This window comes from Pseudomonas sp. FSL W5-0299 (assembly GCF_005930655.1).
GTDB classification, from domain to species: Bacteria; Pseudomonadota; Gammaproteobacteria; order Pseudomonadales; family Pseudomonadaceae; genus Aquipseudomonas; species Aquipseudomonas mandelii.
Genome location: NZ_RXHX01000043.1, coordinates 18,229 through 40,267, shown reverse-complemented (window position 1 = coordinate 40,267; position 22,039 = coordinate 18,229). Strand labels below are relative to the sequence as shown.

The window sequence follows — 22,039 nt, the reverse complement described above, 5'->3', positions numbered from 1 at the left end:
ACCACCTAATGGAGGCCCAATGCCCAGCCACGCTCTTAACATCTATCCCCCGCAACGCTTTCGGGTGCGTGATGTTTCTCAGCACAAGGGCCTGCCACGTTTCGATCTCATCTTCGATGACTTCGAGAATGCCGTGGAGCGCTACTCAGAGTCCGTGTGGGAGACCGAAGCTCAGGCCCAGATTCAGGCCACCATGCTCGAAGAGGCCCAGGCCCGCCCTGTACATTGGGACGTGGTACGCCCAGACAATGAGAATTGATCTATGGCAAAAGGCGTAATAATTAGGATTGCCGCTAGTCTCACCGCGTCTTGGGCATCGTTTGCGCCGGTGTTACGCCCTTTCGTAGAAAGAAAGTCTCAATAAATAGGGATTTCGTACGGTATGGAAATTCCGGACTTGTCCCGCTTCTCTTCTTCATAGTGAATCGCAAGTGACGTATAAATTATTGCATACCGTACTTTTTTCATAAGCCTCAATGTTTGTTCTCGCAGCTCTTTGTCTGTGATTACAAGAGGATATCCTCTTAAATTTTCCTTCCCCTCAATTAGTTCTAGATCAGCGGCTATTTTAAGTTTTATTGCTTTTTGCTCTGCCTTTGGAACTCCGCTCTTGAGCAGTCTTCTATTCTCTTCTATGCGATCTAGAATTTCCGCACGATTTTTGTCTTCACGCTCAAGCTCAAAAGACTTAGAGATTGTATAGAGATCATCAATAACAACCCTGAATCCGCCGTGCTCAATTTTATTTCTTATATCCGCCAACTTACCGGCATTTGGGTCCATCCAATGATCATGCCCTTCGGCTTCGTTGTCATTTATTTCTCTGGACAACCAGTACAAGGCCAAAAGAAAGGGATTTTCTGATTCTAGAAATCTGCCCTTAACGTCCTTATCACGCACATACCAGACATTGGAAAAATATACTCTAGCGGCGGAATTAGGCTCCAAGTATTTAAAGAGAAGAACTGCAAGCTTATCAAAGCAAGAGTACAGCAATCTAAAGCAAATCTTAATCTGCTCGATATCGCGCCGATACAAGCAATAGTCCAAAGAGTTTGTCAGAAAAAGATCATTGCTCGCATAATGCGAAACCTCTCTTTTAGCGTACTTGCTTTCAATTGCCTCAAAAAAAGTAAATCTGGCATGCGCATACTGGTGCTTAATTTCAGAGAAGCCTCCGCTTAACCACAAACTTTCGGATACGCCAATTAGGGGGTTGATCGAATAAGTAACACTGGGAAGACCCATCACATCTTGGGCCACAACCGGCTCGTTAGAAATATCATTCAAGTCGTTAATGAAAAGGCGATTCTCTAAACACCACTGCTTATACAAACGCTCTTTCTGCGATCTTCCGACAAACCCCTCTAGGGTAGACAGATGAGGAAAGCTTTCACATATCTCGGAGAAATTGTCATCAAAATGCCGGACAAAGCCCTGCAAATGCTGGGCAGCATTCACAACTGCCAAATGTCCTTCATCGAACAAATCGTCCTTGCACTCATAAACGTATTTTAATATTGGGTAAGCTTCTTTCTGGAAGTACATGCAGTGACCTTCATCATATAAGCCACGCGAAAACTCCATAAGAGCCTGCCCTTTGCAAAAAAAGGCCATAGGGTTGTTGAAAGTAGCTATTGCTCTATCATATTCCACTACAGCCTCAAGGTATCGACCCTGACCATAAAGAGCGCTAGCTAGATTTGTATATACCCGGCTCTTCACGTCATCATCAAGTGCAGAGAACCCTGGCTCATACTGTGCTTTTTTGAAAAAATTAACTTGAAGCCCCGTTTTTTCATCCCAAGGGGAATTAAGTCTATCCGCAAGTACAGCATAGCCGTTTCCGACAATATAATGATTGTACGCCCGCAGCTCAGAGTTATCGTACATGCGACAAACTAGCAGCTCTATAAAGGCACTAATTTCATCGTACTTGCGCCCTGCAATTAGTTCATCCATCTTCGCAGCATCATCATTAATGCAGGTCTTTCCCATTATGTAAGGCTTCCGATGGTTGAGGGATGAACTTTCAGCTAAACCTTGAGCTTAATCTGAATCGTCCCTGGTTTTGTAGATGCCCAACTGTTCGCATTTTCCCTGGAACCGATAAGTACGCCGAACGCACCAGACCTACAGTAGCGCGGCGCTAACGAAATGTGCGGCGAGCGCTGGCTCATTACTGGTTCTCCCTGGAAGGCCGGGGCATAATGCACGTCAAGCTTCATCCCCTTCACTCAGGGGGCAGCCTATCCCAACCGGGAAAGGGTGTTCTCACCAGCCTCGGAGCCTTCATGCAACGCCACTACCTGAACGACTGACGCTCTCGCGCTCTCGCAGAAATGGCATTCCTTCGGTACGCGCCGAAATCGCATGAGGCTCACCATGACTACCCTTGGAACTACCCTGCTCGCTGAGTGGGAACTCGCCCTGCTGCAAATGCAGGTGGATATTATTGCCCTCGCCGCCAGTCACCTGGAGGAAGGAACCCGAGACGCAGAAGTCGCCCAAGAAATCGCCGACCGGGCGCAGGTGTTCGACATGATAGCCACCAACGGTCATATGCCGCTCAGCCCTGCTGCACGAAGCTTGATGCACCAGGCCTACTACGATGCTGCAAAGCTACTGCATGACGCCTACGGAGAGGCGGTTGAGGTCTAGCCATCCTGTGTTGCGCTGCTGGCCCGCCAGCAGCGTACTTGGGATCAGCGGCGCGCTCTGTAGATTGGGATTCACCCAGTCCTGCGGAGAAGACCATGACCACCATTGAGCGAGTTTCCCCTCAAAGACCCTACGTTGCGTCCTGGCGGGCATTGGGCGGCCATCAGATGTTCGTCGGGGCTTTTGAAAGTGCCAGCTGCGGCATAGTGCTGCTGGCCACCGACAAGGACAGCGAGGCGGCTGGCTTCGAGACGCCCGAGCAGTGCGCTGCGGCGATGCTGGCCCACGGGTTCAAGACCGACTCAACTACCTGGCTGGACATAGGCCCATTTCAGGGGCAGCTCGCCCTGTTCTGAGCGCGCGGGCGCTTGGGATTCTGACGGCTGGGGGTAGCCTGGAACCATCTAAACCAAGGAGGTTTCCTATGTCCCCGCTGCACTTCTCCCTCATTTTTTCAGGCACCGTTTCCCCTGACGGCGGCGATGCTGAGGCGGAAAATATCGCCCTGACTCCGGTCGAGCTGCTGGCCAACCTGGAGCAAGCCGTGAACACCATCACCGGAAACGGCCTGGTGACTGGCGATTCGCCGGCCACTCTCGACGAGCATTCCCATTGCGTGCGTGTCACCAGCGGTAAGCTCGACATGATGGCCATGCCGGTTATCTCGATTGCCCACCTCGACAGCGATACAGCTCAAGCGCTCACCGCCAGCGCCGGCCAGTGCAAGTGGGCTACCGTCGCCTGCTATCCAGAGGGGTTTTTCATCGGTTTCTTCGACGAAGGCCACGATGCCGAGATGCCCGAGTCCGCCCGAGCCATCCACCAGTGGCTCAAAGGTCAAAACCTAAATCGCTGGGTACGCCTGGATTGCGATTGGGATACCGTCGACGGCCTGCCTGCGTATGTGTGGTGATCGCCATGACCGACAAAAACACTTCGCACTCTGAACGGGCCAAGACCTTCAATCACGCCTTCACCATCGCCTTCGAGGTCGGCGGCTCAACCACAGAAGACGGCGCGGACGTGACGGCCGAGCAGATGGCCGCAGCCTTGAGCAAGCGGATAGCCGATCTGCTGGCCAACGGCGAAATGCTTGAAGCCGTGGGCGGTCCCAACGATACCTACCGCGAGGACGTGTAAGCTCTGTTATCTGGCCACGCATGGGGCGTGGCCAGCGCCGGAGATCGTCATGAGCAGCACCCCCTTTCTGCGCATCAGCGCCACCCTGCTTGACCAGCAAGCACCGCATACACCGCATGCTGGCCTCGATCTGGACGAGCAGGAAACCCAGGCCCTCACCCTGCTGCTGAACCGCATTGGCCATGCCCAGGTTCAGCCGCTGGCAGGCGATCAGCTTGAGGCGCACCTGATGGTTGCCGCCTTGGACAAGCTGCGCACAGCACTGCACCGCGCCTACGATGCCGAGTTTCCGCTCCCGGTAGCCTAGCTTGGGATTGCGAGGCCTTCCGGTAGCCTGAACTCAGCTACCAAGAGGCCTCCGCAATGGACAACCGTACAGTCAAGCACCTGATGCGCAACCCGCTGGCGATGGCCAACTACAGGGCCACCGGCAAAGCGCCGCAGTTCCGCACCCCCTCCAGCCCCCTCATCACCCTGCTGCAATCACTGTACCCCCGTGAGCGCGCCCAGATCACCGCTGTGCGCGTCAACGAGCAGCTGGGCTACCAAGGCGGGCGGCAGTTCCATAATGCCGCGCAAGCCCTCAACTGGCTGCTGCCGGCCAATCCAGGAACGCACATTCCTAGCGAGTCGTGGCAGAACAAGCGCTTCCAGAAGGCGCTGACCATTGATGACCTTGCCCAGTGCGCTCGGGTACCGGATCTGGTAGCTGATGAATGGTGGCGGCGTCACCCGCAGCTGGCCAGCTTGCGCCAGTCCACGCAAACAACTTCCAGTCCGCAGGCTCTGGAGGGCTCCCAGTGAATTTTGTCCCTCTCGATCACGGCAACCCGCCGAGTTCGGTTGCATCGTGCTGTTGCGAACGTCTTTGCCTAGACATGGCACAATGATGACCTGACCACCGCCAAGATTGAGCGACGACGTTTGAGCACGGACACTCTCTTACCCAAGATTTCTGAAGTAAAAGGCCAGCCCACGTGGGTTGATAGCAATCTTCCCGACCTGCGTACCTTGGAACGTGAACTGCGTACACACGCACTTGAGGAAGTCACTGCCGCGACCACCCATGAAGACGCTATCGAGGTGACAGCTCTGCACCTGGGATTTATTGACCCTGCGATCTTGTCCATAACCGTCGAGACGCCTATGGGGGATGTGACTATCCTGCGTAGCAGCATCTATCATATCGTCGAGAAACGACTGGATGCCCGTGAGCGCTACGTTAGATTGGCTTTAGATACGCTCACAGGGCCGCTGGAGGTCTGGAAAGTGGCCTTCACAGACGGCACTGACCGGCTGGCTTTCATTGGTGTGTATGAGTCAAAGCGGCAGATGCTAGTAAGCGTTGTGTTCTTCGAGGGCCAGATGCTCTGGAACTTTATGCACACGGACGCCAAATCGCTCAACAAGCATCGTCATGGCGAGTTGCTGTACAAGCGCTACACGCTTTTGTGAGAGCAAAGAAAAAGGGCTACTGGTTACAGTAGCCCTCGAATTTTTGCTTGATATTCATATACACACCCTCAAGCAGGGGTGTGGAGGTCTCACCCTACGCCGATGTTCAGCCATCGCCGGGGTTCCTACGCCAGTCATTGCCGCTGAAGGCCACTGGTTTCGCGCTCACTTGCAATCATATACAAGGCGACACTTGTGTCAATCAAATTTGATGAATGACCGTGATGTTACGGGACTTCCAGTGATCCCGGATGAATGACCATCGAGCAAGCCAACGAGCTTCGGCATCAGTTCCGGTTACTCATAAGTCGGATTCAGGCTCAGGCCTGAGCCAACCCTACCCGAGCAAGCTGAAGCCCCCCCGCTGCTGACCCAACTCGCTTGGGATTTTCCTTGTTAGCCGTAGCCTGGAACCATCTTCCAGCGGCCAACACGGAGTTGCCCATGTCACTTGCTCGTAAAGCCTCAATCCTCGCTCCAGCCCTCATTGCCTGGGTCTTCTTTGCCCTCGGCGGAATCCAGGCCGTTACGGTCTGGGCAGGGGTCGGGGTTATGATCCCTGATGAGTTTATGATGCTGGCTGGAGGTCTCGCAGGGACGGCCGGTATGTTCATCCTGGGTCTTTTGGCCTGGGTGTTCTGGGGGGTGCTGGGTCTGTTGCTCGGATTGCTGGCAGAAGGGAGCGATCGGGCATGAAGTACAACACATTCCAGGTGAAGCGCCGCGAGGTTAGCGTCAATGAGCGCAAGGCAGCGGCCTTCCGCCGCAAGCAGCAACGCGAGGCGCAGGCTCTGCCCCTCTTCAGCGAACAGATCCGCGAGCAGCAACACAGCTGGGACACCGAGCTGGAGCGCCGACAAGCTCAAGATGATCTCACTGTGGGGCGTATGCGCTCATTCGAGGCGCAGATGTGGCGCAAAGCCCGCGCCATGTACTTCGCCCTGCCCCTTGAGCTGCGAGGCCCCTGCAAAGCCGAATGGGAGGCCTGGCGTGGCCCTCACAACCCGTTCAACCTGATCTATGTGGTGCAGAAGCACAACGGCGTTGGCGCGGCCCGCGAGGAAAAGATGGCCGCAGAGCGCCGGGCAAGCAATGCGCGAATTGCCGCGATGGTGAGCGCGCAGCCCTGTTTGGTCTGAGCCGCTTCTCTGGTTGGGTATACTGCACTGCCGGTACCAAACGCTAGATTTGATCAGATAGGCAAAGTTGCCTACTCTCTTACTTAGGCAATGTTGCCTATTCCTCGTGGCGAAATCAGATGGACAACCGCAACCGCTTCCTGACTTTGCTGAAAGAGAACGGAATAACGCAGGCGAAAAGTGCTGTCCTAATCGCTGCCGTCACTCAGCGTCCTTGCTCGCCGCGCACCGTTAGATCCTGGGTGAATGATCCCGAAAAGGCCAGCTCGACACCATGTCCTGATTGGGCTGTTGCCGCACTCGAAAAGGCAATCGAGTTCATGAAGCGCGCATTGCAACGGCGCGAAGAAGAGCGGCAGGCGAAGGGCGATGAAAGGGAGCAATAGCACCGCTCCCCTACCAGCTGATCACTGACGCTTTGGCCTAACCGGCAACCTCTCGACGTTTGTCGATTCTTCGATTGCCACCTGGGCCTGCAGGTAGGCGAAAAATTCAGCATGTGACTTGCGGATACCGTCTATTCGCTGCCGGGCAAGATCGAGCATGGCAGACAGTCGCTCCTGCGGCGGGTGGTCCCGCTCCCAACCAAGGTTGGCGTCCAGGCCGCTCCTCAGATCACGGTAGATATAGTCCGCAACCTCCCAAAGCGATTCACTGCGGGCTGTGTATCTGTCGACCTTGCGCCGAAGGTCCGCCACCAGCTCATCCTTGCTCATGAAAGTGAGGGTCATCTTTTCTGCGTGAAGTGCCAGCAGCAGCTCAGTCATGGAGAGGATTCGAGCGCCGATGTCGGTGGCGTCCCGCGAAATGGCCGGTAGCGTTTTGTCCAAGGCCTTATCGATGGCAACCTGGTGAAGCTGCCGGGCCTTCTCCTTACGTTTTTCCTCCCGATTCTTTATCTCCTTAGCGTGCTCAACACGGGTATTGAGCTGGCGAACCAGGTCAGCAGCCTGACGGATAATTTCAGCCTCGTCTGGGGTCAGTAGGTGGCTCAGCCGGCCCCCCAGCAGCTTTTCCAGCTGGGTAGCTGCACCCGATAGCTTGGACTGCTGGGTGCGCAGTTCGGCAGCGCTGAAGTAGCGCATAGTCTCCAGAATTTGCTCGGGGGTTACCCGCCACTTCAGCTTGTCGTCTGCCATGTCCTTGGTCCTTGATGTTTGTGCGTTGATCATAGCCCGTAGGATTGGGATTCTGCCGGAGGCTGGCATTGTGAGGCAAAACCAAGGAGGTTTCCCCAGTGATTACGACCAATGCCCGCACCAAAGACCTCGAAGACGTAGGCCTGCTGCTCCACTCGATCCTGCGCTACGCAGAAGCCAATGCCGAGCGCTTGGATCGCTCGATTATCTCTATCGGCTACAGCACCCTGCTGAGCAACGCCGATCAAGCAGCCTGCTGGCTGGCAGAGCTTCACGTTGATACCGGCCCAGACTGGGACGGCTGTGTCTGGCTGGAACGCCTGGAGGACATCAGCGAGGGCAGCTTGGCGCAGATGCTCTACGCCGAAGATGTGGACGTAGAAAGCGCCGTGATTCGCTGGCTCTCGCGCCGTTGAAACCAGGCAGAAAATATTGATTGAGGGTATCCCTATGAGCGAACACACCACCATGCAATTTGGCACCCTAGAGCTGCGCAGGACTGAGGAGGGCTGGCAGTACCTGAGTGAGGGCGTCGGTCACGAGCCTGACGCTTGGAACGATGCCGCCAGCGTCCTAGGCCCTTTCGGCGGTTCTGGCGTCAACGATCTGCTTGATGAGCTGGCAGCTGTAAAGGTCAGTGCCGCTGCGCGGGAGCAGGAGCTGGTAGAGGTTCTGAAGCACATTCGAGGCAAGAGTAACTGTTGCGATGCCTGGGATGATATCGACGAAGTTGTTCCCTACAACCACGCTCTTTACAGCTGAAACAGCTGTGATCTGAGGCGGATTTTATCTTCTCCAATGCTCCGCGGTGATGCGGGTTTCCGGCCTCCTCTGGCGCTTGGGATTTTCTGGGCCGGTGAGAGGCTGAAGGCATCACCAAGGAGGCGATGCACATGCACACCCAACCCCACGACTTCAGCCATGACGCCCAACACATCATCGCGGGCGATGTCCTCGATCAGTTCTACGCCCCGGTCCAGTTTGATGCTCTGACCCTGCTGGCCAGCGAGCATATCCGCCTGCGCGAGCGCATCATCGAAGTCCACGGCATCATTACCCAAGAAAACGTCAGTGGCGTGATGGGCTTCTTCTTCAAGGGCAACGGCAGCGACAAATACGGTCACAACGCCTCTCTGCGGCACCTCAACTCCTTCACCGAAATCTTCAACCTAGAAGGCGCGCTCAATGAGCTGACGGCGAACTTCTGGGACCGCGCGCTGCGCCAGACCGACCTAATGGAGTACATGCCCCAGGCTCGCCGCTCGCAATGGACTGAAACCCTTAACGCCTGGCGTGAGCATGGGTACCAGCGAGGAAAGAACCCTGAGATGGACATGCCAGAGTTCAACCTCGATAACCTGCGCGCCACGGTGCAAGGGCTCCTGGCTCGCCGTGCTGAGTTCCTGGCTGAGCGGGTCGATGGGATTTTTCGAGGCCTGTCCAAGCAGCACGTCACCAATGTGCCGGAAGGCTTTTCTAAGCGCATGATCATGAGCGGAGTCTTCAATGAGTGGGGCAGCACTGACCACGAGAGGGAGGGCGTGGTACACGATCTTCGCTTGGTAATCGCCAAGTTCATGGGCCGCGATGATCCGTCCCGAGCCTCTACCGGCCAGCTGCTGAAAACAGCCCGCGCCTCGCGTGGCGAATGGCTGGAAGCTGATGGCGGGGCCTTCCGCGTCCGCGCCTACCAGGTCGGTACCGCCCATCTCGAAGTGCATCCTGACATGGCCTATCGCCTCAACAGCGTGCTGGCCTACCTCCACCCGGCCGCCATCCCGGAGAGCTTCCGCAAGCGCCCGGCAAAGGTAAAAGCCAACGGCAAAACATTCGCATCAAAGCCCTTGTTCGAGCGCCCATTCTCCAACGCGGTAGGCGCTGTTCTGGCGACCCTTTCCCAGTACAACAAAATCGTCAAATCCGAGAGCTTCCGCCGCGACTACGACCATATCCCAGTGCGTAACGCCGTAGCGGTTCCCTTCTACGAGCGCGACCGCAGCAAGCACCTGATAGCTGAGGTCGATACCGTCATGCAGGCTTTGGGGGGCGTGCTGACCAACTGCACGGTCAATCAGCGAAGCCAGTATTGGCAGTTCGATTTTGATGCCCTGGATCTTATCCACGAGGTCGCCGCACTCGGGTACATCCCCGATCACAAGAGCCACCAGTTCTACCCCACCCCGGTGACCGTTGCCGAGCGCCTGATTGACTGGCTCGATATCGGCTTGCTTGATACCTGCTGTGAGCCTCAAGCCGGTCAGGGTGGGATTGCTGACCTGATGCCCAAGGATCGCACCCGCTGCATCGAAATCAGCCCGCTGCATTGCGACATCCTGCGCCGCAAAGGCCACAACGTCATCGAGGGCGATTTTCTCACCTGGAATTCAGGCAAGTTCTCCGTCATCGCCATGAACCCGCCTTACTCCGAAGGCCGTTGGCAGGCCCATCTGCAGCACGCCAGCACTCTGCTGGAGGACGGTGGCCGCATCGGCGCTGTTCTGCCCATGAGCGCCCGCCGTCATGCCGTTGATCTGCTGCCGGCCTTTGATCTGGAGTTCAGCGAGCCTATCGAAAACGCATTCTCGGGCACCTCAATCAGCGTGCTGTTGCTCAAGGCCACCAAGCGCTGAGCCAGTCCTATCTGTACGAAATGTGGCGGGATATAGCGCCCGCCCTTGATCCGACTCCCCTACCCTTGCAACCCATAACCCGAACAAGGAATTGAGCATGACCCCTCAAGACATCCTCGCTATGCCGGCCGATGCCTACATGAACGACTGCCAGAAGAATTTTTTCCGCCAGGTTTTGCTGGATAAGCAGGGCTCTGCGATGGAGTCCACTGCTCAAGCGCGTGAAACACTGGCCAACCTGGGTAACGCGCCTGATCCCGCAGACCTGGCCAACATTGAAGAAGATCGGCAGAACCTGACCCGCACCCTGGATCGTCTGCACGGCCAGATCCTAGAGATCCGACGCGCCCTCAAAGCCATTGATGATGGCGACTATGGCTGGTGTGAAACCACTGGCGAGGAAATCGGCCTGCGCCGTCTGCTGGCCCAGCCCACCGCGCGATACTCAGCTATCGCCCAGAACATGAACGAAAGCATCTCCCGGCACTACGCTGCAGCCTGACCCGACTTGGGTTTCCCCACCCTCGTGCGAGGCTTCCTGATATCAACTCAAGGAGCCTCGCATGCTTATCCCGACACATCAGGGCACGCCTGCTGATGCAGCAGAGCACCACCGCCCAGCTTACCTCTCAAACAACCTTCTATTCGCATGCTACGGCCCCAACCAGGTGGGGCGGGATTTCGTCGTGGGCGATATCCACGGTGAGTTCTCCCTCCTGCGTAGCCTGCTGACAAAGGTCGGGTTCGACGAGAAAACCGACAGGCTCTTTTCTGTCGGTGACCTGGTGGATCGAGGCCCGGAGTCCCCTGCTGCGATTCGTTGGATGAGGTACCCGTGGTTCATCCCGGTACGCGGCAACCACGACCACTGGTGTATTGAAGGCGGGTTGATCGACGAGCCTGCAGGCCATCGACGGCACGGTGGCGCATGGTTCTACGAGCTTCCCAAGGCAGTGCAGCCGCTCATGGCAACCCTTCTCAACCAGATGCCCGTAGCCATCGAGGTCGAAGGCCGCGATGGTGAGCGATTCGGCATCGTGCATGGTGAATGCACTCATCACTCCTGGTCCCGGTTTCGTGAGGCGCTGGAGGGCGAGCTGGGCGACTCCTACCGCAACCACCACATCATGGAGGCAATCTGGCGGCGATCCCGCCTCGAAGACCGTGATACAACCCCTGTAGCTGGCATCGACAAGGTGTTAGTCGGTCACTCTGTTGTCGAGGAAGTAACCACGCTGGGCAATGTCGTGTACCTGGACACTGGCGGCTGCTTTAAGGGCGGACGGCTAACTTTGTTCGAGCTTGGGGGGGCTGGAGAGATTATTTCTGTACCAAACATCAGCGCCACTTCTGAGCAACTGGACATATAAGCTAGTTTTATTCCAGCTTTCTCCTCTCCTATAAAAGCCATATATAACTGGAGCCATTCTGTGGCCAGCAAAATAGCCAAAGCGAACACAACCCCAATTCAAATTGAGTGGCCGCGAGCTGACCCAGTTGAACTTGCGAAGTTTGACCCCGCAACTAAATCTTGCACCATGAACTGCGGGCCTCACGCACATGACCCAAGGAAGCAAGTAGAGCGAATTTTCCTGTGTAGCGACTGCCTTGTCACGGAGACTAAACAATGAGTATCACCGCAACTGACATTAAGAAGTGCAAGAAATGTGAGAGCACTGATATTGGCTGGCAAACTTTTTACACATCGACTGGTGGCGTGCCGGATGGCCGGCTGCGACTCAGCGAAGTTCAGTGCCAATTTGTACTTGGCTGCAACTTTTGTTCGGAAACTTTGTTGGTTCTTTCTGGTGATCGCGTAGCCGAAATCTTAACTAATACTTTGAAGTATTAAGTTATTCGTGCGGCGAATTTTCTCCCTCGAAGGCGCGATGCACTGGGAGCGTGAAGAGCAACCTGGTTGGTAGGGTTTCACGACAGAATCGCCAGTCACCCCCATAGCCTCCCCCCCATTCCCATGATGGCCTGCACGAGCGGGCCATTTTTTATCTGCTGTGGGTTAATATGTGGGGCTGTAATTTCGTACAGTGCTAGAGTTGTTGCATGCCGGGGCTTGGGTTAATTCTGTACGGGGATAATTTATCCCCGTACATAGCGGCGCAATCTTCGCCACTACCCGTACAAATACCCGCCCTCGCCCGGTTCACTCGGGAAACATTCCTCCCAGGAGTCTCTTCTAGTGGATAACGCCATTTATCACGTCACCCTCAGTGAGAACGTGGCCAAGATTCTAGAGCTTGGTCTGATACCGCAAATCGGCACCCTGGCCAGCGCCTGTGCTGAGGTCGAAAACCGGACGTTTTTCTTCCCATCGGTTGCTGCGCTCGAAGATGCCCTTTCCGGGTGGATGGGAAATGAGCTTGAAGAAGCTGACGCCCTTTCAGTGCTGCTAATCGACTCGTTCGGTCTGGAGCTGAAACAAGACCTTGATTACGAGCTGTACTCCACGAATCCAATTCCGCCGTCCAGAATCACAGTCATTGTTGACCCAACACTGCCTGGCTTCGCTGCCCCCGGTTTTGAGCAACTGGCGTATATCGCAATGACCGAAGGCGTTCTGCCGGGGCAGCAGGCATGAGCAAACTAACCCCTCGTTTTGTAAAAGACATCGAGCAGCCCGGCACCTACCAGGACGGCCGGGGGCTTTTCCTCAAGGTCACATCGACCGGCTCCAAGAGCTGGATTTTCCGCTACAGCATTCTCGGCCGACGCCGCGACATGGGGGTTGGCACCTACCCGGATGTGTCACTGAGGGACGCGCGACTTCAAGCGGACAAGTCTCGCCTCGAACTGGCCCAAGGCATTGATCCGCTCGCACGGCGTGACGAGGCAAAGGCTGCAGAGGCTCACGCACGTCGCCGTAGAGTGGACTTCAAGGCCGAGGCTGAGCAGTACGTCCGCACACATTCGCCATCCTGGAGCGACAAGCACTCCAAACAGTGGCGCAACAGTCTGGCGAAGCATGTCTACCCTGCCCTTGGCGCGTTGCCCATCGACCAGATCGACACCAACCAGGTTGTGGATGTCCTCACACCCATCTGGGCCAAGATCCCCGTCACCGCTTCCCGACTTCGCAACCGTATCGAGCTGATCCTCGACGCGGCAAAAGCACGCGGCAGCCGCACGGGGGATAACCCAGCACGCTGGCGGGGCCACCTGGACAAGCTCCTACCCAAGCAGAAGCACAAAGCCCGCCCCTCCCCGGCAATGCCAGCAGAAAGTATCCGTGGACTGATGCACAAGCTGGACAGCCTGGACTCCCCCGCAGCACGCGCAACAGAGCTGCTGATCCTCACCGCCTGCCGGAGCACAGAAGTCTGCCGGGCTGAGTGGGTTGAATTCGACTTCAAGGCTCGTATCTGGACCATCCCAGCCGCGCGGATGAAGGCTGGCCGTGAGCACCGTGTACCTCTGACCGAGGCCATGATCCAGGTGCTCAAGCAGCAGGAGGGTAAGCACGCCCGGTATGTGTTCCTCAACAAGTGGCGCACTGGGCCATTACCAGGTAACGCCATCGGCCGCGTGCTCTACGAGCTGCAGGCCGGCGAGGTAGTGCCCCACGGCTTCCGTTCGAGCTTCCGGACATGGGCGGCCGACTACGCCAACTATCCGCGAGAGGTATGCGAGATGGCCCTGGCCCACACCTTGGAGAGCAAAGTTGAAGCGGCATACAACCGTGCCGATCTGCTGGAGAAGCGTCGCCAGTTGATGGCCGACTGGGCCGATTTCATCCAGGCTAGCGGTGTGGCCAGAGCGGCCTGAGGCACCCTTAACCCATCTTAATCAGGCAGCTTTCCAGCCAGATTCAAGCTCATTTGGCCCCCATTCCTGCGTAGCATCAGATTCGCTAGCAAGCCGGCAACAGCTATCCGGCACGGCGTTTACGGTTCTACCAAGGGGGCATCATGCTCAGGATTGCAAAGCAAAGCGTTCACCTGCTAGATGGGACTGTCGTCGCTGCCGAAGTCCTTGCTCGGCTTCAGATCGGCAACAGTGAGTTATCACCAGTTGCGTTCATGAGCGGTTGCTCGCCAGAGTCCTGGTACGCACTCGATATCGAGGTTTTGCGGCTGGTTGCATCCTGCGAGGAGTTGCGTCAAGCGACTGTCCCCACGTTCGTCAACGTCTCCCCAGCAACCCTGCAGAACGATCACTACTTCACTGCATTCTGTGCTGAGATTGCGGGGATCGTCGACCAGATGAAGGCAAGGCTCGTCATTGAGATCCCAGAAGCGAGCAACCTCTCCGGACATGAGTTGAGCCGCAAGCTGCATGAGATCGAATTCTCAGGCGCACAAGTCGCTATTGATGATTTCGGGACCAAGTTCGCCGATCAAGCCAGGCTGTCCCTGCACCCGTGGAACTTCTGCAAGATTGATCTGGCAGCATTTCAGGAGCAGGAAAACCTCAACTGGTTGGATGCGGCGATAAACTACGCACGCAATCATGACATCCAGCTCATCATGGAAAAGCTAGAATGCCTGACCCACATCGAAGTGATGACCCCAGTTAAGAATTCCGCCTGGTATCAGGGCTACGTCTTCTCGCGCCCTCTCCTCGTCTCGACGCCCAACGCGGTATTCGGCCTTCCGCGTACGCCATTGCAGCGCCGCGATGTTGCCATTGCTCAGCGGGCATAAACCGCTTTAACTCAAGAGGGGCGTCACCTTGCTGGCCGCCCCACTACTCATCGTTTACTTGTCCATCTTGGCTACCAGCCGCTTGAATCAAGCCGGCCCTGCCGCAGCAGCAGCCCTAATCATGATGCCCCTTGCGTAGCGCGGATCAGCGCAGCAACGCCGGCTGCATCCATCCAAGGGGTGTTGGCCTGCAACTGGCGCAGAAATAGCGAGGTTACAAAGAACACGTCAGGGGCCTCAACCGGAACAGCTTTGACGCCTTCGTCCTTGGCAAACACTTTGATGAAGACCTTGCCGCCGTCCTGCCGCTCCATCGAGAAGCCCTTGCTGTTGTCCTGGCCGTGATTCTTGAACTCGCACCGCTTCATCACGCCCAGCAGCACAGCGGTGACGATGGGAAGCTCGCTGCGGGTCAGTTGAAGGCGAACTTTTTTCCCCCAGTTGTACTGCTTGGGGCCGGTCGCGGTCGCAGCATCGAGCGCGATGGTATGCACTTCGTTGCGGGTGAGGTCAGCCTCAAAGCACAGTGCCGCCTTACCGCCGTAGACATGGAAAGAGGCCCTGTCCTGTGGACGCTGGCCCTGGATCGGCTTGGCGGTCTCGTCCTGTACCTCACGCACCGATGCTGACTCATCTGCAGCACTTTCTTGGTTGGGTGCTGTTACGCGCGTGATGATGTTTCGCAGGAACTGAACGGCGCTGGTATTGGCCGGTACCACCTCAAGGGCCTGCACGAACCTTTCACGGGTGGTGTACGCACCGATGGACTTGATCTGCTCAGGGCGAAGAATATCCAACCCAGCGCCCTGCAGCTTGGCGTTGATATCGCGCAGCGTAAGCTGGCCTGCGGTTGACTCTGACATAGCGCTCGTCTCTGGATTAACTCAGAACCAACTTACGACCACTATTGGGAAACCCAAATGAAAAAACCGGCTATGCGCCGGTCTTTTCCTCAGTTATCGGTAATCGACAACTCTTGCGGTTCTTGATTTCCTGCAGAGTTGGTTGTGAAGGGTTAAACACAAACTGTCCATCATCGTAGCGCTCCAAATAACCCCACTCGACATCGAGGTCACTTTGTCCAGGTTGTGGGCGCTTGGCCCACCAAGGTTCACGCCATAGCAGTTGAGCCATGATTAACCCTCCAGGTTAGTTACGCTTGCAACCAACCATCTACAACAGCAGCACCGTGTTCAGCTTTCCATGCTTTCAGGACTTTGTTGTTGCCGCCCTTGGTTTCAACAACCTCCCCGTTATTGGGGTTCTTGTAGACCTTAACCTGGCGCTCACGGCGTTTCGCAGGCTCTGCCACAGCGTTCTTGACGCTTTGCGGGTCAAGAATAGCGATCACGTTCGGGAGCGATTTTCCATACTCAGCCATCAGCGCGCGCAACTTATTCTCGAACTCGATTTCGGCCTTCAGTCGATCATCCGAGCTGAGCTTTTTCAGTCGATCTTGCAGTTCGGCCAAGGCCAGCTCGGTTTCGCGGTATTGATTCAAAAGCGACATGCAAACTCCTTAACAGATAGTTTTTCCTGAAATAACGGTAGGCAAGTGGCCTATTAATTCAAGCATCAACGCATTTTCGATTTACGCCAATCCCACGGTGGAACAATTTTTTCGTCTGGAAGTTGCCATAAACCCACTTGGTCTGCCTTTGCTTTCTTTACGAGCTTCACCAGCTCCGGCGATTTAGAGTAACGGGGATCAACCCAGGCATAGCCGTCAACTACCATAGCGCGGTTAAGCCAGATGTCGCCCATATAGACATGAGCCACAATCCTCGAATAGCTCCGTTGACCTTGATCATCAACCTGCACACTCTGTCCCAGCACTGCTCCTCTCAGAGCATCACGAGCCTCAATCCCATAGGGCTGTTTTCGCTCAGGTGCGTCGATCTCTGCCAGGCGTACCCGGTAAGCCTTCTTGCCCTTAAAACAGCTCTCTCCTGGCTCGCACGGCTTCGGCACGGTCACCGTGATGGTATCCCCGTCCGACACCGCCACAACGGTCGCGTCGAACATGGCTGCCTGTGCCAGCAAAGGAAGGGCAAATAGCGCCATGAGAAGTGCTCGACTCATCACACCACACCTGCCGCGACCAGGAGCGAATATCCTGCCATGAACCCTGTGCAGCCACACAGCGGGTAGAAGGCGTATCCCTTCAGTGTTTTCATAGTGTTCAGGAAGGCTAAGCCTCCTCCTCCATTTTAATGATTCGTGTTTGCATTTGGTTCAGCGCTTCAATGGCTGCATCAATAGCCTTGCGCGTGGATGTCACCAGGGAGTCTTTTCCATCGAGCATCGCATCCATCCGGTTGTTTTCTTTGCGCAGCCGCTTCGAGATGCTGTCGAAGTCTTCACCCTCGGCTGGCTTGATACCGAGCATCTTGTTTTCCATTACTTTGGACTGCTTGTTCAGCAGCTCGCGGAGGGTCGCTCGCTGGGTCTCTGCATTCTTGTCGAAACCGATGAGGCTTTCATACAGCTTTACTGCTGCCTTCCCCGACTGCAGCACAGCGAACGACTCAGGTTGCTTCTTGGCTTTATCATCTTGAGCCACGGCAACCTCGGCACCCTTCCCTGCCGGAGGGTTGCTGCCCGAAGAGGGCTTGCCGCCTTGTAATGCTACAAATTCCGTGTTGGTTTCGACCAAGGGCGAACCGTCAGAATCGTTAGTAGTTTCATGGCCACGATCTTGGGTGAGGTCGAGTGCCAGTTCACTTTTATTCATGTTGTGCTGCATGAGGTGATCTCCTGGATCTGTTTGTCGTTATGGACATGCAAACATGACTGCCAGGAATCCCAACCCCTTATCGGCGGTGCTGACGAAGCGCCAAGCGTTCTTTGAGCTTGAGCGCCACCTCAACAGCAAATAGCAGTGCTTGAGTGTCGAGCCCGTCTTCCAGATCGCATAGGATTTCTTCTGCTACAGATTCCGCGTCCCAGCCCCCCATCATCCCTTCCTCAGAAAGCTCGAACATCCGTTGGGCTGACGGCTTGCGTTCCAGGGGCTCTATTGGGGTGTTTATCTGGGCGGGCTTCTCTGGTTCGACCAGATTCAAAGGCTCCGGCTCTTTGACGACCTCAGCAGTGGGTACCGATGGCTTCGCTTTGTTCTTGGCTGCCTCTCGTAACTCTCGTGCAGCCTTTGCTATCGCGCGCGGGCCACGCTCACAAAGAGCGCGTTGCTGATCCTGGTCGAGCTTCGTCACTTGCTCTGCTGCTGAGACGCGAATATCGCCGCGTTTAACCGCCTCGCATAACTCCTCGGTTCCATCCTTGAACACACGCAGCGCTGCAGATACAGATCGCGGGCTGATGCCGAGGGCTTTAGCCGCATCTTCGACACCAGGGAGTGGAGTGTCGGTTCGGCCGGCATCTTCTTCTGCGCCCGGTTCCCCGGTCTCAATCTCTCTCTTACGGCGAATCATTTCGGCTGCGACTATCGCGCGCTGGGCAACTGTCAACTGTCGGCGGTGCATGTTAAGACTGAGCACGAGGCCGAGCGGATCATCGCCCGTGTATACAGTTGTCTGCGGCTCTATATCTAGCTCTCTACAAGCCCGATAGCGATTGCGTCCATCAAGAATCTTGCCGCTGTACAGAATAATGGGCTCTAGCTGACCGTTTGCCTCGATGTCTTTAGCCATCAGAGCAAAGTCGTCGCCGGTAATGAGAGGGAATAGGGATGACAGTTCGTGGTATTCGAGCTGCTGTGTGGACATGACACGCTCCAGTTAAAGATTCACTGGAACGGTAGATGACAGCCGCCTCTCTAGGAGGCGGAATCTGGATGGATTACCAACAGATTTCAGTCATTCGAGCATGGAGCTCAAATCAAATCCTCTAGCTCATCGATCAGTTTTTCGAGAGCTTCTGGGTCTGGTTTCTCATTGGTAAAACGGAGTGATTTATCGGACATGACTTCGACAACCCCCCATTCCAGATCGCGTAAATCTTGCCCTGGCTCAGGTGGGTTGACCCATGCCGGATGACGCCCAACGACTTGCGCTGATTTTTTCATGATGGATCTATGTCTCGCGGGTGTTAGAAGCTCGTAGCTGCCGGCTGCAACTGTGCGGTCAGAATTTGCCTTCAGCCTATGCTTTCGGCATTTCAATAATATATCTATTGACAGACTTTCACAGAAATTTGCCCCAGAAAACAGTACATTTTGTCTGTTTTTTTTTACGCAAATTTGCGAGAGGTCGATTTTTTGCGTGGTCCAGCATGGACCATTCAAATCGAGGGGAGGGTGGTCCAGTATGGACCACGGATAGTAAGAGGTGGCCGGTGGTCCATGCTGGACCACTGGATAGAGCGGAATCTATTCGGTCATTAACGCATCAAGAATCGCACGCTCGACTTTCTCCATATCAACACCCTTTGGGACCTTGATCCGGATACCAGACTTACTGACAACAAGTGAACCCTCCAGGCCGCCAGCAAATTTAATGGACTTCTCTTGTGAAGCACTAGGCAGAATTGGCTTCTCTCGATCCTTGAGTACCTGGTTAATCCAGCGCAAGCCCTGTTCTTGGGATATGCCTTCCTGATCGATCTTGTGTAGAGCCTCAAGTACAAGGTCTGGGTGTTTCTCACCGGCTGCTGCGTATTCAGAGGCGAGGGTGCTGCCGAGAAGGCGAGGGTGCAGAGTCAGATATTCAAGACAATCTTGCGGCAGCTTAGTGAGGTTTAAGCACCGCATAACTGACTGGTGGCTTACACCAACACGGCTCGCCAGGTGGCGAATAGATGTAACCTCACCGCGATCCAGGATCTGTTTGTAGGCACGACCGCGCTCGAAGTCTGTAAGCCCTTCTTGCCCTTCGTTATCGGCGAGTGCGAGGACTTGAGCCTCGGCATCATCGACATCGAGAATCCGCGAAATGATCGTTTCCCAGCCAAGGAGTTTCACGGAGCGCCAGCGACGTTCGCCTCCAATCAGCTCGTATCGGCCGTTAGGCTTGATGCGCAGAGAAATCGGCCGGTTGACACGACGAGCCACCGATATCGAATTCGCCAGCAATTGAAGTTCGTCATCGGTGATATCCAGACGCGGCTGGAAAGGAGAGGGGTCGATCAGGTCGACCGGCACATCCATGAATTCAGAGTTGCCAGCAACAGCAGGCTGCTCAGCAGCAAGCGCATAATCATGAGCATGGCGAGTTTGCTGCTCTAGGATGGAGTCGAGCGAAACATCGAGCTTGGCCTTGGGAAATTCAGCAGGGGCAACAACACCCTGAAATACCTGCGGTGTTGTTGGCCGATCTACTCCCAATCTCCGGCTTTCTTTTGGCATATCCAATCCCTAAAACAAAGTGGTCCATGCTGGACCAGGGTAGGGTGGTCCAGCATGGACCACCACTTCACATCTGAACAAGGCGCTCCAGGATCTCCCCGAAAACACTGCGCATTGCACCGGCAGAATTTTCTGACGCACCCTTCCAACCCAGTACAGGAAGGCCTGATTCAAGGGCCTTCGAGTAGTCCTCGGAGAAGTAAAGTTTCCCCTCGGTTACCTTGCCAGGGAACATCTGGGAAAGAGCCGCTAGGTGAGCCATTGCACGAGGCCTGTTCTTGATGAACATAGTGGGGATAGCAGCGACATCAGGGGAGCGCTGGTACTCCTCAGCAAAACTCTGCAGCTTATTGCCCAGGCGGGCGAGGGCACGGCAGGAGAATTTATCCATCCGGATAGGGCAGAGGATCATGTCACTTGCGACCATGCTGTTGCGGGTCATCAGCGAGCCGCTTGGGGCATTGTCGAACAGAATGACGTCATAGCCACTGAGGTCTGCTTGCGGGAGCTCACGCTTACGCCCTTTGCTGATGAACAGTGCGTAGCGGAAATCCTGATTGGCTGAGGCGTTGATGGCAACCTCCATGTCCTCCAAAAGGCCTTCGGCGGGCAGCAGATGTGGGCCGTATTCACCAAAGGGTTTCTTGATGATATCGGCCAACCCCTTCGGGGCGAACAGGGACGAGGTGGCTATGATGTTGCCGAGGCTTCCATTCACCGCGCGGTCAGCCGGAATACCCAGATCCACCAGCTCCTCTGGAGTCAGGTCCGGATCGTAGCCAAGCATCGACGTTGCATCACCCTGAGGATCGTTGTCGATCAGTAGAACCTTGAGCCCCATGAACCCAAGGTACATGGCAAGGTTCACAGAAGTCGTGGTCTTAGCGGTACCGCCTTTCTGAACGAAGGTCGATATGGTCAGGGGTCGCTGGAGGGTTTTCGTCAGCCCCTTGCTGCGTCGAATCGAGGCGATCTTGAAGAGGTCGGCCGGGGTGTAGACACGAGCAGGAACTGAGCCCCTGTTCATCCGACGAACTTCCATGCCAGGCTCGTCCTCGAAAGAACGAAGGGCTTTCGTGGTTATGCCGAGGCAATCAGCTGCGAACTGAGGCGCGTAGAAAATCTGATCAAAGTCAGCATAAGGCAGGGTATCGAAATCCATAGCATCTCCGATGCGTATTTTTACCTGCCAACTCTACCTCACTGCTCTGATAACGCAAGCTCGGGTCATGTTTGAATCGATTTTCGATAGTTAAACATTCCCCCAACAAAAAAACGCCCTTTCGGGCGTCTCATGAATTTCTTTCGTTTCAGGCCACGCTTTCGCTGACCTGATCGTCGTGTCGGGCTTTTGCACGAGCTATGGCGAACGAGGATGTCATGTAGGTCAGGCACGGAGATCGACCATACCCCTGTGGTTCAGCACAAATCTGGAGACCGCCCAGGTCGAACGTAATGCCATCAGGTTGGACTCTGTCGTGGGGCTCAAGCGTTGCCATCATCTGGTTAACGATTTCCAAGTAGGCCTCTTCCTGAACCTTAGCGACCAAGACATCGAGCATGTTGAAGCGGTTGAACGCTACTTCAGCGGTCAACACTCCAGGAAGGTCAACCATCATCCGAGGTACTTGGAAGATCGGACCATTCGTGAACGACATGCCAAACGAGCTAGTCAGTGCAAGGTTGCGCTTAGCGTCTTCGAGCCAGGATTCACCTATTACGAGTCGCCGAGTTGCCAGCGGGCTGGTGAATTTGTGGTTGGCCAAATTGATGGTTTTTTTCTGGTCCATGATGGCTCCTAGTGAAATTGGAGCCATTTTCGCTGCCTGAAAATGCAGTTTGGGTCTCTATCTGGATGGTTTGGCTACAGATTAGCGATAAGGCGAATTTTCTATGTTCACAGTGAGCTGAA

The 22,039-nt window shown here is 55.4% G+C and carries 32 protein-coding genes; 20 read left to right on the top strand and 12 right to left on the bottom strand.

Features of this window, described 5'->3' with window-relative positions; genetic code table 11:
* Positions 1-19: 19 nt before the first annotated feature.
* On the top strand, positions 20-259 hold the full coding sequence (locus tag FHL16_RS30085) for a hypothetical protein (protein WP_069900611.1): 240 nt from the start codon (positions 20-22) through the stop codon (positions 257-259).
* 98 nt (positions 260-357) lie between these two features.
* On the opposite strand, the gene FHL16_RS30080 is transcribed toward FHL16_RS30085, so the two are convergent.
* Positions 358-1,998, bottom strand: a complete 1,641-nt coding sequence (locus FHL16_RS30080; protein WP_069900612.1) for an LA2681 family HEPN domain-containing protein — start codon at positions 1,996-1,998, stop codon at positions 358-360.
* A gap of 387 nt (positions 1,999-2,385) precedes the next feature.
* Between FHL16_RS30080 and FHL16_RS30075 the strand changes: the two genes are divergently transcribed.
* The 10 genes from FHL16_RS30075 to FHL16_RS30030 all read left to right on the top strand — a co-directional run bounded on the left by FHL16_RS30075 (position 2,386) and on the right by FHL16_RS30030 (position 6,781).
* Positions 2,386-2,661, top strand: coding sequence for a hypothetical protein (locus tag FHL16_RS30075; RefSeq protein WP_069900613.1), 276 nt, complete (start codon positions 2,386-2,388; stop codon positions 2,659-2,661).
* 95 nt (positions 2,662-2,756) lie between these two features.
* A complete protein-coding gene (locus FHL16_RS30070; RefSeq protein ID WP_069900614.1) occupies positions 2,757-3,017 on the top strand; it encodes a hypothetical protein in 261 nt (86 codons plus the stop codon).
* A 68-nt stretch (positions 3,018-3,085) separates the two neighbouring features.
* Positions 3,086-3,574 carry a DUF5983 family protein gene (locus FHL16_RS30065; RefSeq protein ID WP_077750175.1) on the top strand — a complete coding sequence of 163 codons (489 nt, stop codon included), beginning with the start codon at positions 3,086-3,088 and terminating at the stop codon, positions 3,572-3,574.
* Positions 3,575-3,579: 5 nt separating this feature from the next.
* Positions 3,580-3,801, top strand: coding sequence for a hypothetical protein (locus FHL16_RS30060; RefSeq protein WP_138739097.1), 222 nt, complete (start codon positions 3,580-3,582; stop codon positions 3,799-3,801).
* Between the two features lie 49 nt (positions 3,802-3,850).
* Positions 3,851-4,108 (top strand): DUF7706 family protein, encoded by a 258-nt coding sequence (locus FHL16_RS30055; protein WP_069900617.1) that lies wholly within the window; start codon positions 3,851-3,853, stop codon positions 4,106-4,108.
* Positions 4,109-4,164: 56 nt separating this feature from the next.
* A complete protein-coding gene (locus FHL16_RS30050) occupies positions 4,165-4,605 on the top strand; it encodes a hypothetical protein (protein WP_069900618.1) in 441 nt (146 codons plus the stop codon).
* Positions 4,606-4,725: 120 nt separating this feature from the next.
* Positions 4,726-5,256, top strand: coding sequence for a PBECR2 nuclease fold domain-containing protein (locus tag FHL16_RS30045; RefSeq protein ID WP_069900619.1), 531 nt, complete (start codon positions 4,726-4,728; stop codon positions 5,254-5,256).
* 444 nt (positions 5,257-5,700) lie between these two features.
* On the top strand, positions 5,701-5,952 hold the full coding sequence (locus tag FHL16_RS30040; protein WP_069900620.1) for a hypothetical protein: 252 nt from the start codon (positions 5,701-5,703) through the stop codon (positions 5,950-5,952).
* A complete protein-coding gene (locus FHL16_RS30035) occupies positions 5,949-6,395 on the top strand; it encodes a hypothetical protein (protein ID WP_069900621.1) in 447 nt (148 codons plus the stop codon). The genes FHL16_RS30040 and FHL16_RS30035 overlap by 4 nt, the downstream gene beginning before the upstream one ends.
* A 119-nt stretch (positions 6,396-6,514) precedes the next feature.
* Positions 6,515-6,781 carry a hypothetical protein gene (locus FHL16_RS30030; protein WP_069900622.1) on the top strand — a complete coding sequence of 89 codons (267 nt, stop codon included), beginning with the start codon at positions 6,515-6,517 and terminating at the stop codon, positions 6,779-6,781.
* A gap of 21 nt (positions 6,782-6,802) precedes the next feature.
* Here the strand turns inward: FHL16_RS30030 and FHL16_RS30025 are convergent, their stop codons facing one another.
* A complete protein-coding gene (locus FHL16_RS30025) occupies positions 6,803-7,534 on the bottom strand; it encodes a hypothetical protein (protein WP_069900623.1) in 732 nt (243 codons plus the stop codon).
* Positions 7,535-7,632: 98 nt separating this feature from the next.
* On the opposite strand from FHL16_RS30025, the gene FHL16_RS30020 reads away from it, so the two are divergent.
* The 9 genes from FHL16_RS30020 to FHL16_RS29980 all read left to right on the top strand — a co-directional run bounded on the left by FHL16_RS30020 (position 7,633) and on the right by FHL16_RS29980 (position 14,822).
* Positions 7,633-7,950: a hypothetical protein gene (locus FHL16_RS30020; protein ID WP_069900624.1), complete on the top strand. Its 318-nt coding sequence runs from the start codon at positions 7,633-7,635 to the stop codon at positions 7,948-7,950.
* 34 nt (positions 7,951-7,984) lie between these two features.
* Positions 7,985-8,296: a hypothetical protein gene (locus tag FHL16_RS30015; RefSeq protein WP_069900625.1), complete on the top strand. Its 312-nt coding sequence runs from the start codon at positions 7,985-7,987 to the stop codon at positions 8,294-8,296.
* Between the two features lie 131 nt (positions 8,297-8,427).
* Positions 8,428-10,164 (top strand): DUF4942 domain-containing protein, encoded by a 1,737-nt coding sequence (locus FHL16_RS30010; protein ID WP_158080556.1) that lies wholly within the window; start codon positions 8,428-8,430, stop codon positions 10,162-10,164.
* A gap of 97 nt (positions 10,165-10,261) precedes the next feature.
* A complete protein-coding gene (locus FHL16_RS30005; protein ID WP_069900627.1) occupies positions 10,262-10,666 on the top strand; it encodes a TraR/DksA family transcriptional regulator in 405 nt (134 codons plus the stop codon).
* Between the two features lie 61 nt (positions 10,667-10,727).
* Entirely contained in the window at positions 10,728-11,534 is an 807-nt protein-coding gene (locus tag FHL16_RS30000; RefSeq protein WP_077750173.1) for a metallophosphoesterase, read from the top strand.
* Positions 11,535-11,791: 257 nt separating this feature from the next.
* Positions 11,792-12,016: a hypothetical protein gene (locus FHL16_RS29995; protein ID WP_069900628.1), complete on the top strand. Its 225-nt coding sequence runs from the start codon at positions 11,792-11,794 to the stop codon at positions 12,014-12,016.
* A gap of 345 nt (positions 12,017-12,361) precedes the next feature.
* Positions 12,362-12,760 (top strand): hypothetical protein, encoded by a 399-nt coding sequence (locus FHL16_RS29990; protein ID WP_069900629.1) that lies wholly within the window; start codon positions 12,362-12,364, stop codon positions 12,758-12,760.
* A complete protein-coding gene (locus FHL16_RS29985; RefSeq protein ID WP_069900630.1) occupies positions 12,757-13,944 on the top strand; it encodes a tyrosine-type recombinase/integrase in 1,188 nt (395 codons plus the stop codon). The genes FHL16_RS29990 and FHL16_RS29985 overlap by 4 nt, the downstream gene beginning before the upstream one ends.
* 143 nt (positions 13,945-14,087) lie before the next feature.
* Positions 14,088-14,822, top strand: coding sequence for an EAL domain-containing protein (locus tag FHL16_RS29980; RefSeq protein ID WP_069900636.1), 735 nt, complete (start codon positions 14,088-14,090; stop codon positions 14,820-14,822).
* Between the two features lie 119 nt (positions 14,823-14,941).
* Here the strand turns inward: FHL16_RS29980 and FHL16_RS29975 are convergent, their stop codons facing one another.
* The 10 genes from FHL16_RS29975 to FHL16_RS29930 all read right to left on the bottom strand — a co-directional run bounded on the left by FHL16_RS29975 (position 14,942) and on the right by FHL16_RS29930 (position 21,917).
* Positions 14,942-15,685, bottom strand: coding sequence for a hypothetical protein (locus tag FHL16_RS29975; protein ID WP_069900637.1), 744 nt, complete (start codon positions 15,683-15,685; stop codon positions 14,942-14,944).
* 70 nt (positions 15,686-15,755) lie between these two features.
* The gene (locus tag FHL16_RS29970) at positions 15,756-15,956 is read right to left on the bottom strand and encodes a hypothetical protein (RefSeq protein ID WP_069900638.1); all 201 of its coding nucleotides are present in this window, start codon (positions 15,954-15,956) and stop codon (positions 15,756-15,758) included.
* Between the two features lie 19 nt (positions 15,957-15,975).
* Positions 15,976-16,332 carry a histone-like nucleoid-structuring protein, MvaT/MvaU family gene (locus FHL16_RS29965; protein WP_069900639.1) on the bottom strand — a complete coding sequence of 119 codons (357 nt, stop codon included), beginning with the start codon at positions 16,330-16,332 and terminating at the stop codon, positions 15,976-15,978.
* Between the two features lie 65 nt (positions 16,333-16,397).
* On the bottom strand, positions 16,398-16,904 hold the full coding sequence (locus FHL16_RS29960; RefSeq protein WP_202979498.1) for a thermonuclease family protein: 507 nt from the start codon (positions 16,902-16,904) through the stop codon (positions 16,398-16,400).
* A gap of 109 nt (positions 16,905-17,013) precedes the next feature.
* Positions 17,014-17,568, bottom strand: a complete 555-nt coding sequence (locus FHL16_RS29955; RefSeq protein ID WP_069900640.1) for a hypothetical protein — start codon at positions 17,566-17,568, stop codon at positions 17,014-17,016.
* A gap of 67 nt (positions 17,569-17,635) precedes the next feature.
* The gene (locus FHL16_RS29950; protein WP_069900641.1) at positions 17,636-18,550 is read right to left on the bottom strand and encodes a ParB/RepB/Spo0J family partition protein; all 915 of its coding nucleotides are present in this window, start codon (positions 18,548-18,550) and stop codon (positions 17,636-17,638) included.
* Positions 18,551-18,657: 107 nt separating this feature from the next.
* Positions 18,658-18,849, bottom strand: coding sequence for a hypothetical protein (locus FHL16_RS29945; RefSeq protein ID WP_069900642.1), 192 nt, complete (start codon positions 18,847-18,849; stop codon positions 18,658-18,660).
* A 303-nt stretch (positions 18,850-19,152) separates the two neighbouring features.
* Positions 19,153-20,127 carry a ParB/RepB/Spo0J family partition protein gene (locus FHL16_RS29940; RefSeq protein ID WP_077750172.1) on the bottom strand — a complete coding sequence of 325 codons (975 nt, stop codon included), beginning with the start codon at positions 20,125-20,127 and terminating at the stop codon, positions 19,153-19,155.
* Between the two features lie 67 nt (positions 20,128-20,194).
* Positions 20,195-21,289 (bottom strand): AAA family ATPase, encoded by a 1,095-nt coding sequence (locus FHL16_RS29935; RefSeq protein WP_069900644.1) that lies wholly within the window; start codon positions 21,287-21,289, stop codon positions 20,195-20,197.
* 148 nt (positions 21,290-21,437) lie between these two features.
* Positions 21,438-21,917, bottom strand: a complete 480-nt coding sequence (locus FHL16_RS29930) for a hypothetical protein (RefSeq protein WP_069900645.1) — start codon at positions 21,915-21,917, stop codon at positions 21,438-21,440.
* Positions 21,918-22,039 lie beyond the last annotated feature (122 nt).

Bases quoted from the DNA above. Each gene is read 5' to 3' on its own strand.
- FHL16_RS30085 (WP_069900611.1), top strand. From the start codon at position 20: ATGCCCAGCCACGCTCTTAACATCTATCCCCCGCAACGCTTTCGGGTG.
- FHL16_RS30080 (WP_069900612.1), bottom strand. From the start codon at position 1,998: ATGGGAAAGACCTGCATTAATGATGATGCTGCGAAGATGGATGAACTA.
- FHL16_RS30075 (WP_069900613.1), top strand. From the start codon at position 2,386: ATGACTACCCTTGGAACTACCCTGCTCGCTGAGTGGGAACTCGCCCTG.
- FHL16_RS30070 (WP_069900614.1), top strand. From the start codon at position 2,757: ATGACCACCATTGAGCGAGTTTCCCCTCAAAGACCCTACGTTGCGTCC.
- FHL16_RS30065 (WP_077750175.1), top strand. From the start codon at position 3,086: ATGTCCCCGCTGCACTTCTCCCTCATTTTTTCAGGCACCGTTTCCCCT.
- FHL16_RS30060 (WP_138739097.1), top strand. From the start codon at position 3,580: ATGACCGACAAAAACACTTCGCACTCTGAACGGGCCAAGACCTTCAAT.
- FHL16_RS30055 (WP_069900617.1), top strand. From the start codon at position 3,851: ATGAGCAGCACCCCCTTTCTGCGCATCAGCGCCACCCTGCTTGACCAG.
- FHL16_RS30050 (WP_069900618.1), top strand. From the start codon at position 4,165: ATGGACAACCGTACAGTCAAGCACCTGATGCGCAACCCGCTGGCGATG.
- FHL16_RS30040 (WP_069900620.1), top strand. From the start codon at position 5,701: ATGTCACTTGCTCGTAAAGCCTCAATCCTCGCTCCAGCCCTCATTGCC.
- FHL16_RS30035 (WP_069900621.1), top strand. From the start codon at position 5,949: ATGAAGTACAACACATTCCAGGTGAAGCGCCGCGAGGTTAGCGTCAAT.
- FHL16_RS30030 (WP_069900622.1), top strand. From the start codon at position 6,515: ATGGACAACCGCAACCGCTTCCTGACTTTGCTGAAAGAGAACGGAATA.
- FHL16_RS30025 (WP_069900623.1), bottom strand. From the start codon at position 7,534: ATGGCAGACGACAAGCTGAAGTGGCGGGTAACCCCCGAGCAAATTCTG.
- FHL16_RS30015 (WP_069900625.1), top strand. From the start codon at position 7,985: ATGAGCGAACACACCACCATGCAATTTGGCACCCTAGAGCTGCGCAGG.
- FHL16_RS30010 (WP_158080556.1), top strand. From the start codon at position 8,428: ATGCACACCCAACCCCACGACTTCAGCCATGACGCCCAACACATCATC.
- FHL16_RS30005 (WP_069900627.1), top strand. From the start codon at position 10,262: ATGACCCCTCAAGACATCCTCGCTATGCCGGCCGATGCCTACATGAAC.
- FHL16_RS30000 (WP_077750173.1), top strand. From the start codon at position 10,728: ATGCTTATCCCGACACATCAGGGCACGCCTGCTGATGCAGCAGAGCAC.
- FHL16_RS29995 (WP_069900628.1), top strand. From the start codon at position 11,792: ATGAGTATCACCGCAACTGACATTAAGAAGTGCAAGAAATGTGAGAGC.
- FHL16_RS29985 (WP_069900630.1), top strand. From the start codon at position 12,757: ATGAGCAAACTAACCCCTCGTTTTGTAAAAGACATCGAGCAGCCCGGC.
- FHL16_RS29980 (WP_069900636.1), top strand. From the start codon at position 14,088: ATGCTCAGGATTGCAAAGCAAAGCGTTCACCTGCTAGATGGGACTGTC.
- FHL16_RS29975 (WP_069900637.1), bottom strand. From the start codon at position 15,685: ATGTCAGAGTCAACCGCAGGCCAGCTTACGCTGCGCGATATCAACGCC.
- FHL16_RS29970 (WP_069900638.1), bottom strand. From the start codon at position 15,956: ATGGCTCAACTGCTATGGCGTGAACCTTGGTGGGCCAAGCGCCCACAA.
- FHL16_RS29965 (WP_069900639.1), bottom strand. From the start codon at position 16,332: ATGTCGCTTTTGAATCAATACCGCGAAACCGAGCTGGCCTTGGCCGAA.
- FHL16_RS29960 (WP_202979498.1), bottom strand. From the start codon at position 16,904: ATGAGTCGAGCACTTCTCATGGCGCTATTTGCCCTTCCTTTGCTGGCA.
- FHL16_RS29955 (WP_069900640.1), bottom strand. From the start codon at position 17,568: ATGCAGCACAACATGAATAAAAGTGAACTGGCACTCGACCTCACCCAA.
- FHL16_RS29950 (WP_069900641.1), bottom strand. From the start codon at position 18,550: ATGTCCACACAGCAGCTCGAATACCACGAACTGTCATCCCTATTCCCT.
- FHL16_RS29945 (WP_069900642.1), bottom strand. From the start codon at position 18,849: ATGAAAAAATCAGCGCAAGTCGTTGGGCGTCATCCGGCATGGGTCAAC.
- FHL16_RS29940 (WP_077750172.1), bottom strand. From the start codon at position 20,127: ATGCCAAAAGAAAGCCGGAGATTGGGAGTAGATCGGCCAACAACACCG.
- FHL16_RS29935 (WP_069900644.1), bottom strand. From the start codon at position 21,289: ATGGATTTCGATACCCTGCCTTATGCTGACTTTGATCAGATTTTCTAC.
- FHL16_RS29930 (WP_069900645.1), bottom strand. From the start codon at position 21,917: ATGGACCAGAAAAAAACCATCAATTTGGCCAACCACAAATTCACCAGC.